General features: G+C 44.8%; 1 pseudogene. It reads left to right on the top strand.

Annotation, left to right across the window (positions count from 1 at the left end):
- A pseudogene (locus KVT27_RS24330) lies at nucleotides 1-279 on the top strand (hypothetical protein); the annotation flags it as partial.

Raw genomic sequence — 279 nt, 5'->3', positions numbered from 1 at the left:
GTAACTTGAACGAAGTCACTGTTATTCAACCTCAAACTGCAGGAGGACAAGCTGGTAGTGGAGCTATCATTGATTACGAATTCGGAAGTGCGACGGATTTACGGAAGAAGTTGGCCGACATGAAGCAAAAACTTAATCTGACTAAAGAATTTTTCCGTGAAGTCATGCAAGAGGGCGTTGACTACGGAATCATTCCAGGAACGGACAAGCCAACCTTATTGAAACCTGGCGCTGAAGGGTTGTGTGAGTTCTATAATTTCGCTCCGACGATCGCAAACA

The organism is Lysinibacillus sp. GbtcB16 (assembly GCF_019091145.1).
GTDB lineage: Bacteria > Bacillota > Bacilli > Bacillales_A > Planococcaceae > Lysinibacillus > Lysinibacillus fusiformis.
This window is presented reverse-complemented; position numbering and strand designations above follow the sequence as displayed.